Source organism: Streptomyces sp. SID10853 (genome assembly GCF_010548145.1).
Taxonomy (GTDB): Bacteria; Actinomycetota; Actinomycetes; order Streptomycetales; family Streptomycetaceae; genus Streptomyces.
Genome location: NZ_JAAGLN010000272.1, coordinates 1 through 8,812 on the forward strand (window position 1 = coordinate 1; position 8,812 = coordinate 8,812).

An 8,812-nucleotide genomic window follows, 5' to 3' on the forward strand; every position below is an offset into this window, starting at 1 on the left:
GGTGCGCCGCCGGCCGTGGTGCCGCCCGGGGAGTCGGCGGGGCCGAAGCCGGGGCCCGGCTGGTCGGTGTCGTCGGCCGGTGGCGCGGGTTTCGCCGTGCGCTCGGCCGTCCCGCCGGTCCAGCGCCCGCGCAGGGCGACCAGGACTGCCATCGCGATGACGAGGAGCAGGAGCGAGACGGACGTCGCCGCCTCGGGTGAGTCCTGGAGCAGCAGATAGACCTGGAGCGGCAGCGTCTGGGTGGTGCCGGGCAGGTTCCCCGCGAAGGTGATGGTCGCCCCGAACTCACCGAGCGCACGCGCCCAGGTCAGCGCGGCGCCCGCGGCGAGGCCCGGCGCGACCATGGGCAGGGTGACAGTGCAGAACACCCGGACCGGCGAGGCCCCGAGCGAGGCCGCGGTCTCCTCGTAGCGGGGGCGCAGCCCGGCGAGCGTGCCCTCCAGGCTGATGACCAGGAACGGCATCGCCACGAAGGTCGCCGCGACCACCGCCCCCGACGTGTGGAAGGGCAGGACGATGCCGAAGGTGTTCTCCAGCCAGGGCCCGAGCAGCCCCCGCCGCCCGAACCCGAGCAGCAGCGCCACACCCCCCACGGTGGGCGGCAGGACCATCGGCAGCAGCACGAGGGAGCGTACGAGTGTCTTGCCGGGGAAGTCGACGCGCGCCAGCAGCCAGGCCAGCGGCACCCCCAGGAGGAGTGAGAGGCCCAGCGCCCAGAAGGAGACCAGCAGCGAGAGCCGCAGCGCCTGGGTCGTGTCCGGGCTGGTCAGATGTGTCCCCAGCTCGCCCCACGAGGTGCGGGCCAGGATGCCGATCAGCGGCATCAGCAGGAACGCGATCGCGATCAGCGCGGGCAGCGCGAGGGCGAAGGGGGCGCCGGTGCGCGGCGTACGGGCGCGTATGCGGATGCTTCTCATCGGGGTTCCTGTGATCGGGGGGCTTGCGATCGGGGGGGCTGTGATCGGGGGCCCTGTGAACGGCATGCCGGATGCCGGCGGCCGGGGTGCCGGAACCGTGACCGCGGAGCCGTGACCGCGGAGCCGTACACGGCGAAACCGTACGGGGCTGTCCACCGTCAGCATGGCAAGGACAGCCCCGTACGGGGAAGTTGGCCCGTGTTACGGCGAACGTCTCGCGTAACACGGGAGGTTGGGCCGCGTTACGGCTTCTGGAAGCCCGCGCCCTGGAGGATCTTCTGCGCCTCGGGGCTGTCCAGCCACTTCACGAACGCGGCGGCCGCTGCCGCGTGCTTCGAGCCCTTGACGGTCGCCGCCGGGTAGGAGGCGACGGCGTTCTGCGCGTCCGGGATGTCGACCGCCTGGACCTTGCCGGGCGCGGTGGCCGCGTCCGTCTTGTAGACGATGCCCGCGTCGGCCTCGCCCAGCTCGACCTTGGACAGGACGGCGCGGACGTTCACCTCCTGCGAGACCGGCTTCACCTTGATCTTCTGGGCGTCGAGCACCTGCTTGCTGTAGTTGCCGACGGGCACCTGGGGCGCCGCGAGGACGACCTTCAGCTTGCTGTTGGCGAGGTCCTTCAGGGTGTGGACCTTGTCCGGGTTGCCCTTGCCCGTGACGATGACGAGGCGGTTCTTGGCGATGATCTCCGGCGTGCCGACGTCGGACTTCAGGCCGTCCATGGTCTTGGTGTCCGCCGTGACCAGCGCGTCGGCCGGCGAGCCCTGCTTCACCTGGGTCGCCAGCTCCTGGGACCCGGCGAACGAGTAGGTGATCTTCGTGCCCGGGTGCTCCTTCTCGTACACCTTCTTCGCGGCGCCGAACACGTCGGTGAGCGAGGAGGCAGCGAGGACCGTCAGATCGGCCTTCGGCGTGCCCGAGGCCGAAGCCTGGGCGCCGGTGTCCTTCTTGCTGTCGTCCTTGCCGCCACAGGCGGCCAGCGGCAGCAGCAGGGCCGCGGTCACGATCGCGGTGGCGGTACGGCGGCGGGTGAGGATACGAGACATGAGGGTGGAACTCCTTGAGGGACGGGCGGCACTGTTGCTGCCCGAGCGGATGGGGACGAGCCACGCCGAATGGGGGCCTCCCGGCTCGGGTTGGTCCGAGGGTGCGGGGAAGGGCGACGCCGCTGGGTTGGGGAGCTGCTTGCGGGGGCGGGCACCCGACAGGCTCTGGGCCGGCACGGGACTCAGGTCCGGTCGATGTGCACGCTGGTCGACTTGACGCGGGCGGTGGCCTGCATGCCGACCTCCAGGCCGAGCTCTTCGACGGCCTCCCTGGTGAGGAGGGAGACCAGCCGGTGCGGGCCGGCCTGGATTTCCACCTGGGCCGCCACATCGCCGAGTTTCACGGCGGTGACGATGCCGGGGAAAGCGTTGCGCGCCGAGGTGTAGGACGCGTCGTCCTCGCCTGCCGCGCTCTGTCCGATCTCGATCGAGAAGGCGGCCAGATCACGTCCGTCGATGAGCCGGCGGCCGGCTTCGTCGCGGTGGGTCGCGACCCTGCCGGCGTCCGCCCAACGACGAGCGGTGTCGGGGCTGACGCCGAGCAGACGAGCCGCCTGACCGATCGTGTAGGACTGCATATGCGGAAAGATATGCCCAGTTGGCTCGCATTTGCAATTCATCAGTCGAAGCTATATGGCAGATGCCGCTCCCCTTGGAGGAAGACCCGAAGCACCGTCCGGCGACAGCGGGCGCGCACGCGAGACCGGGGACGTAATATCGCAAACCCGACATCCCACTCCGTGTGCGAGGTTCCTCCATGTCTCTGAGCATCCGCAACCAGCTCCCCGGCACCGTCACCGGCGTCACCGACGGAGCGGTCATGGCCACCGTCAAGGTCCACCTCGGCGGCGGCCAGGAGGTCACCGCCGCGATCACCCTGGAGGCCGCGCGGGAGCTCGGCATCGCCGAAGGCGTCGCCGTACGGGCCCTGATCAAGTCCACCGAGATCTCCCTGGCGACCGGCGCGGTCGCCGGGCTGAGCATCCGCAACCGGCTTCCGGGCACGGTCACCGACGTCACCACGGGCGGAGCCATGGCGAGCGTCAAGGTCTCCGTCGAGGGAGCCGAGCTGACGGCGGCCATCACCAAGGAGTCGGCCACCGAGCTGGGTCTCGCACCCGGCACGTCCGTCGTCGCACTCATCAAGTCCACCGAGGTCTCCCTCGCCACCGTCTGACGGCGGGCCGGTCCGCAGCCGCGACGGTGGCGACAGCGGACCCGGCGGCCCGGCCGCGCGGGGAAGCCAACGGACCTCCCGTACCTCCCGTACCTCCCAGACCTACTGGACCTCCTGGACCCCCGGGGCCTCCCGGACCTCCCTGACCCCCGGGGCCTCCCGGACCTCCCGGACCGCCTAGACCTCGGCAAAGGTGCAGGTGCCGACCCAGACACTCGTGATCGCGCTGATGTAGCGCGCCCCGCAGCGGTCGGACGGAACCACCAGCTGGCTGCCCGTCATGTCCAGACCGCGCCCGTCCAGCGCGGTGGCCAGCAGGATCGGCGAGTCCGCGAAGTCCGCGTCGATCTCCGCCCAGGACAGCACCGTGCGGTGCCCGTCCCCGCCGGTGACGGCCAGCAGATAGCGGGAGCGGTCCTTGCGCCGCGCCGGGTCGAAGGCCGGCCGCGCGTCGCTGAGGACATCGCGCAGCAGCGGCCCCTCGAAGGTGTGGTGCTGCGGCCCGTTCTTCGCGCAGTCGAAGACCACCTCCGCACGGCGCTGGCGCCACCGGGCCCGCAGATCCGCGACCGTCAGCGCGACGGGCCGGATCAACTCGCCCTTGAGCACAAGGCTTCTGGGCGCCCGAGAGACCGCACGGACGGTACGGAATGGCGCGCTGACTCCACTCACAGGGTTCCCCCTCCAGGCGGGCCACTCGGCGTCCGCCCTTGCCTGGAGCCCATGATGCCCACCGGATCAGCGCCTGAACCACACATGCGGGTCGATTCGGCCCATCGTGCTCGCTGATAGGAGTGAGAAGACCTGCCGAAGGCGGCATACGCGAGATTGCCGTCGGCCCGGCGCTGCCTGCGGTGCTACGCATCCACGCCCCTCGCCCGCCGGTCCATGGCGCGCCATACGCGGTCGCGGGTGACGGGGAGTTCGGTGAAGCGGATACCGGTGGCGTCCCGCAGCGCGTTCGCCAGGGCCGGGGCCACCGGGTTGAACGGGGACTCGCTCATGGACTTCGCCCCCAGCGGGCCGATCGCGTCCTCGGTCTCCATGAAGTGCACCTCGGTACGGGGCACATCGGCGTAGGCGGGCAGCCGGTACATACGGAAGGCCGGCGTGGTCACCTGGCCGCGGTCACCGATCCGTACGTTCTCGAAGAGCGTCGCCCCCAGCGCCTGCGCCACTCCCCCCTCGACCTGGCCGCGGCACTGCATCGGGTTCATCACCTTGCCCGCGTCCGCCGCGTGCACACTGCGCAGGATGCGGATCTCGCCGCTGCCCGGGTCGACGGCGATACGGAACCACTGCGCGTTGAAGGCCACCGACCGCGGGGTGCCGCCGAAGTGCCCGTCCTCGGCGAGCTCCAGGCCCGCCGTCCGCGCGGCGGCGTACACCTCCTTGAGCAGCAGTCGGCGGTCGCCGCACTCGACGGCCTCCTCGACCAGCCGGCAGTCGTCGGGCCGCACCCCGAGATGGGCGGCGGCGAAGCTCAGCAGCGATGCCGCGAGGGCCGCCGACGCCCGCAGCGTCGCCTTGCCCGCCACCACGGTGCCGGTCGAGCCGAAGGCGCCCGTGTCGTGGCGCACCACGTCCGTGTCCGACTGCCGGACGGTGATCCGTCCGACGGTGGTGCCGAGTTCACCCGCCGCGACCTGGCGGTGCACGGTGGTGGTGCCGTTGCCGAACTCGGCCGTACCGACGGCGAGGTCGAAGGTGCCGTCCTCGAGCAGCGAGACACGGGCGTCGGCGACATGCCCGCCGGGCGGACCTGTGGCGATCATCGACAGGGCCGAGCCCTCGCCGACGAGCCACCCGTCGGGCACGCCCAGGGACGCGGCCGCCGGGTCCCGCTCCGCCTTCTCGCGCTCCTCCTGCTGGGCGTCGCGGACGATCCCGAGGCACTGGTCGAGCCCGTAGCTCGCGATGTGCAGGTCCTCCTCCTCACCGTCGGCGGTGAGCATGGGCTCACCCGCCTTGATGATGTTGCGTGCCTTCAGCTCCATCGGGTCCATGTCCAGCTGTCTGGCCAGCTCGTCGAGCACGGACTCCATGCCGAAGACGACCTGCCCGAGCCCGTACCCGCGGAACGCGCCCGCCGGGACGGTATGTGTGTAGACGGAGTAGCCGTCCGCCTTCTTGTTGGGGCAGCGGTACACCGAGAGGGACTCGCCGCAGGCGTGGAACATCACCGCGGGGCCGTGGTTCCCGTACGCGCCGGTGTTGGAGACCACTCGCAGCTGGAGCGCGGTGAGCGTGCCGTCCCGGCGGGCGCCCGCCTTGATGCGGATACGGAACGGGTGGCGGGTGGTGGCGCCGTAGAACTGCTCGGCCCGGGTGTACTCCAGCTTGACCGGGCGGCCCGTCCGCATCGCGGCGAGCGCGACGATGTCCTCGACGATCATCTCCTGCTTGCCGCCGAAGCCGCCGCCGACCCGGCCCGCGACCACGCGCACCTTCTCCAGGGGCAGTTCGAAGAGGACACAGAGCGCGCGCCGGGTCAGGAACGGGGTCTGGCTGCTCGTCCGTACGAGCAGCCGCCGGCCCTCGGGCGGAGCGGGAATCCCGTCGGTACGGACGGTGTCCCCGTCCTCCTCCGCCCGCTGCCCCTCTTCTCCCCCGGCGCGGGCGGTCCCGTCCGTGCCGCTGGTCCTGCTCACCCGGTCGACCCCGACGGCGGAGCCCACCTCGCCGCCCAGGCCCTCGTCCATGTCCTCGAACCAGGCGACCGCGCCGTGCGTCTCCAGGCTGGCGTGCTGCACCCGCTGGGTCTCGAAGTCCTGCTCGTACACCACGTCGGCCTCGGCGAAACCGGCCTCGACGTCGCCGATCTCCCCGTGCGTCTCACCGACCACGTTGTCCTGCGGGCGGCTGATCCTGGCCTGCTTCCCGTCCTTGGCGTGGACGACGGGAGCGCCCGGGAGCATCGCCTCATCGGGGTCGAGCACGGCGGGCAGTACGTCGTACGTGACCTCGATCCGGCGGCAGCCCTCCTCGGCCGCCCCCTCGCTGTCGGCGACGACCGCGGCGACGCGCTGGCCGACGTAGCGCACCGTGTCGTCGAGCAGCCGGGTGTCGTCCGGGTCCTCCTCCGGGTGTTCGTGGCGCGCCGTCGAGTAGAGGCGTTCCGGTGCGTCGTAGTGGGTCAGGACCAGGTGCACGCCGGGCACCCGCAGCGCGGCCGCGGTGTCGATGGAGACGATCCGGGCGTGCGCGTGCGGGGAGCGCAGCAGCTTCATGTGCAGCAGTCCCGGCACATTGATGTCGAAGGTGTAGCGCGCGGTGCCGGTGACCACCTGCGGCCCGGCGGGGGCGGGCAGGCTGCGGCCGACGGCCTGGCCCGCGCAGGGCTCCTCGGCGTGCCTGACCCCGCGGATGGAGTCCTCGATCGCCCGGTAGCCCGTGCAGCGGCACAGGTTTCCCTTGAGGGACCTGGGCAGGTCGGCCAGCTGGTCGTCGTCGAGCGCCGCGGTGGTCATCAGGAACCCGGCGGTGCAGAATCCGCACTGGAAGCCCTGCGCGTCGAGGAACTTCTGCTGTACGGGGTGGAGTTCGCCGTCCTGCGCAAGACCCTCCACCGTGGTCACCGAGCGGCCGTCGGCCCGTACGGCGGGGTAGAGGCAGCTGTGCACGGGCTCACCGTCCACATGCACCGTGCAGGCCCCGCAGTCCCCCGCGTCGCACCCCTTCTTCACACCGAACCAGCCGCGGTCCCGCAGATAGGTGCGCAGACACTGTCCCGGGCGGGGCTCGGCGTCGAACTTCCGCTGGTTCACTTCGATCTCGTAGCTCATCGGGCACCGCCGTCGGTGAGTTCGGAACGGATCTCGTCGGCGAGCCGCAGCGCCATGTGGCGGCGCCACTCGGGGAGTCCGTGGATGTCGTCGAACCAGTCGTCGTCCTGGACCTCCCGCAGGATCGCCGCGCGCAGTTCGGCCGCCGACGGCGGCAGCGGGAACCAGAACCGGAAGGGCCGTACGGTCGCGGCCGTCACCGTGATCGCCATCGAGCCGTCCAGCGGGTCGAGCGTGCCGATGACCAGGGCGCCGGAGCGGCCGAGCCCGTAGAGGGACGCCTGGCGGAATGCCGTACGGCAGGCGAGCGCGCGGGCGGGCAGGGTGACCGAGCGCAGCAGCTCACCCTGGCCCAGGTTCTTGACGCCGGCCCCGAGGATGAAGTCCGTGACCGGCAGCCGGCGCAGCGATCCGTCCTGTGCCCGGAGCAGGCAGACGCCGTCGAGCGCGGCGGTGAGGGAGATCATCGGGCCGGCGGGCAGACCGTTGCAGAGGTTCCCGCCGATGGTCGCCATGTTCCAGATCTTGAACGAGGCGAGGAACGCCCGGCAGCACTGTTCGACGAGAGGCGCGGCGGGGACCCGCCATGCCTTGCCGAACCGGGAGAGCTGCGCGACCGTGCAGGTCGCCGCGATCTCCAGTGCGCCGTCGGGCAGCTCCGTCAGCGGCTCCCAGCCCATCCGGCTGAGGTCGATCAGCCGCCGCAGCTGCGGCTGGGGCTCGGAGAAGAGGTAGGTGCCGCCGCCCAGCCAGTAGTCGCCGGGACGCCAGACCGGCCCGGTGCGCGGATCGCACACCTCGGCCACCGTATTGAGATCCATACCGCTCCCCCTTGTTCCTTCTCCGGGCGCTGCGCGCTCCCGGCTCGTACCGCTCGGGGTTTCCGCTGCTCGCGGCTCGGGCACTCGCTGCCCGGGGTTTCTGCCCGGGCTTCCGCTGCCCGGGGCTTTTGCTGGTTCTGCTGATTTCCGCTTGCTCGCCGGTTTCCGCTTGCTCCGCTGGTTTCCGCTTGCTCCGCGGCGTCGGGTGCGGTGCTGCCGGACCGGCGGCCGCCGACCCCCGTCCGGCGCCCGCCGCGCGGTCGGCATGTGCTCCGCCAGTGAAGCAACGCGCCGCGGCCCGGCACGACTGGTTCCAGCCACGGAAATCAACCAGCGGCCCGGCCCGCTGGTTGGACGATCAACCAAAGGGCATTCCGCCATCGCCCCCTGGCATTTACGATGGTTCCACTCGCACTCGCCTAGTGAATGTGAGATGCCGGATCTTCAGGTCGGGCGCCGTACAAGGAGCCAGAGCATGCACGTCGAACAACTTCTCCAGCTCGAATCGCTCGATCTGGCCCTGCTCTGGGGGGAGCGTCCGCTCCTCACCCGGGAAATCAGCGGTGTCACCGCCACCGACCTGGAGGACCCGGCCCGCTTTCTCCAGCAGGGCGAGATCGTGCTGAGCGGGCTGGTCTGGTGGAGCCCCGAGGCCAGCCCGGCGAAGACCGACCACTTCGTCTCGGCGCTCCGCTCGGCCGGGGCTACGGCGCTCCTCGCGGGCGAGGAGACCCACGGCGCCGTCCCCGGCGCCCTGGTCGACTCCTGCCGCGAACACGGTGTGCCGCTGCTCTCCGTCCCCGCGCGGACCAGCTTCCGCGCCATCACGGAGGCGGTCTATCTGCGCCAGTGGGGCGACCTCAGCCGCCGCCCCGCGCACCATTACGCGCTGCCCGAGAACGTCCGTACGGAGCTGGCCCGGCTGCTCGCGGACGGCGCGGGCCCCACCGAGCTGCTGGACCGCGCCTTCGCGCACCTCGGCCGGCTGCCCTGCTATCTGCTGGCGGCCGGCGGCCGCACCATCGGCCGCACGCCGTCCGCACCCGAGCTGCCCGTGCAGCGCGCC

8 protein-coding genes are annotated in these 8,812 nt (G+C 71.5%); 2 read left to right on the forward strand and 6 right to left on the reverse strand.

The window, feature by feature from the left end; all coding sequences use genetic code 11:
• The 3 genes from G3I19_RS31645 to G3I19_RS31655 all read right to left on the reverse strand — a co-directional run.
• Positions 1 to 917: ABC transporter permease (locus G3I19_RS31645; RefSeq protein WP_239074961.1), on the reverse strand; the 917-nt coding region annotated here is incomplete at its 3' end.
• A 242-nt stretch (positions 918 to 1,159) separates the two neighbouring features.
• A complete protein-coding gene (gene modA, locus G3I19_RS31650; RefSeq protein WP_164267156.1) occupies positions 1,160 to 1,963 on the reverse strand; it encodes a molybdate ABC transporter substrate-binding protein in 804 nt (267 codons plus the stop codon).
• A 182-nt stretch (positions 1,964 to 2,145) separates the two neighbouring features.
• Positions 2,146 to 2,541, reverse strand: a complete 396-nt coding sequence (locus G3I19_RS31655) for a helix-turn-helix transcriptional regulator (protein ID WP_164267157.1) — start codon at positions 2,539 to 2,541, stop codon at positions 2,146 to 2,148.
• Between the two features lie 179 nt (positions 2,542 to 2,720).
• On the opposite strand from G3I19_RS31655, the gene G3I19_RS31660 reads away from it, so the two are divergent.
• The gene (locus tag G3I19_RS31660; RefSeq protein WP_164267158.1) at positions 2,721 to 3,140 is read left to right on the forward strand and encodes a TOBE domain-containing protein; all 420 of its coding nucleotides are present in this window, start codon (positions 2,721 to 2,723) and stop codon (positions 3,138 to 3,140) included.
• A 177-nt stretch (positions 3,141 to 3,317) separates the two neighbouring features.
• Here the strand turns inward: G3I19_RS31660 and G3I19_RS31665 are convergent, their stop codons facing one another.
• From G3I19_RS31665 to G3I19_RS31680, 3 genes are all read right to left on the reverse strand, one after another.
• Positions 3,318 to 3,812, reverse strand: coding sequence for a molybdopterin-dependent oxidoreductase (locus tag G3I19_RS31665; RefSeq protein ID WP_164267159.1), 495 nt, complete (start codon positions 3,810 to 3,812; stop codon positions 3,318 to 3,320).
• 185 nt (positions 3,813 to 3,997) lie between these two features.
• Positions 3,998 to 6,925 (reverse strand): molybdopterin-dependent oxidoreductase, encoded by a 2,928-nt coding sequence (locus G3I19_RS37810; RefSeq protein ID WP_239074962.1) that lies wholly within the window; start codon positions 6,923 to 6,925, stop codon positions 3,998 to 4,000.
• Positions 6,922 to 7,746 carry an FAD binding domain-containing protein gene (locus G3I19_RS31680; protein WP_164267160.1) on the reverse strand — a complete coding sequence of 275 codons (825 nt, stop codon included), beginning with the start codon at positions 7,744 to 7,746 and terminating at the stop codon, positions 6,922 to 6,924. Before G3I19_RS31680 ends, G3I19_RS37810 begins: the two co-directional genes overlap by 4 nt.
• A 475-nt stretch (positions 7,747 to 8,221) precedes the next feature.
• Between G3I19_RS31680 and G3I19_RS31685 the strand changes: the two genes are divergently transcribed.
• The coding region (locus tag G3I19_RS31685; protein ID WP_203600746.1) for a PucR family transcriptional regulator ligand-binding domain-containing protein at positions 8,222 to 8,812 on the forward strand (591 nt) is incomplete at its 3' end.

What these genes read in the sequence shown, in the direction of transcription:
- modA (WP_164267156.1), bottom strand. Translation starts at nt 1,963, where the DNA reads ATGTCTCGTATCCTCACCCGCCGCCGTACCGCCACCGCGATCGTGACC.
- G3I19_RS31655 (WP_164267157.1), bottom strand. Translation starts at nt 2,541, where the DNA reads ATGCAGTCCTACACGATCGGTCAGGCGGCTCGTCTGCTCGGCGTCAGC.
- G3I19_RS31660 (WP_164267158.1), top strand. Translation starts at nt 2,721, where the DNA reads ATGTCTCTGAGCATCCGCAACCAGCTCCCCGGCACCGTCACCGGCGTC.
- G3I19_RS37810 (WP_239074962.1), bottom strand. Translation starts at nt 6,925, where the DNA reads ATGAGCTACGAGATCGAAGTGAACCAGCGGAAGTTCGACGCCGAGCCC.
- G3I19_RS31680 (WP_164267160.1), bottom strand. Translation starts at nt 7,746, where the DNA reads ATGGATCTCAATACGGTGGCCGAGGTGTGCGATCCGCGCACCGGGCCG.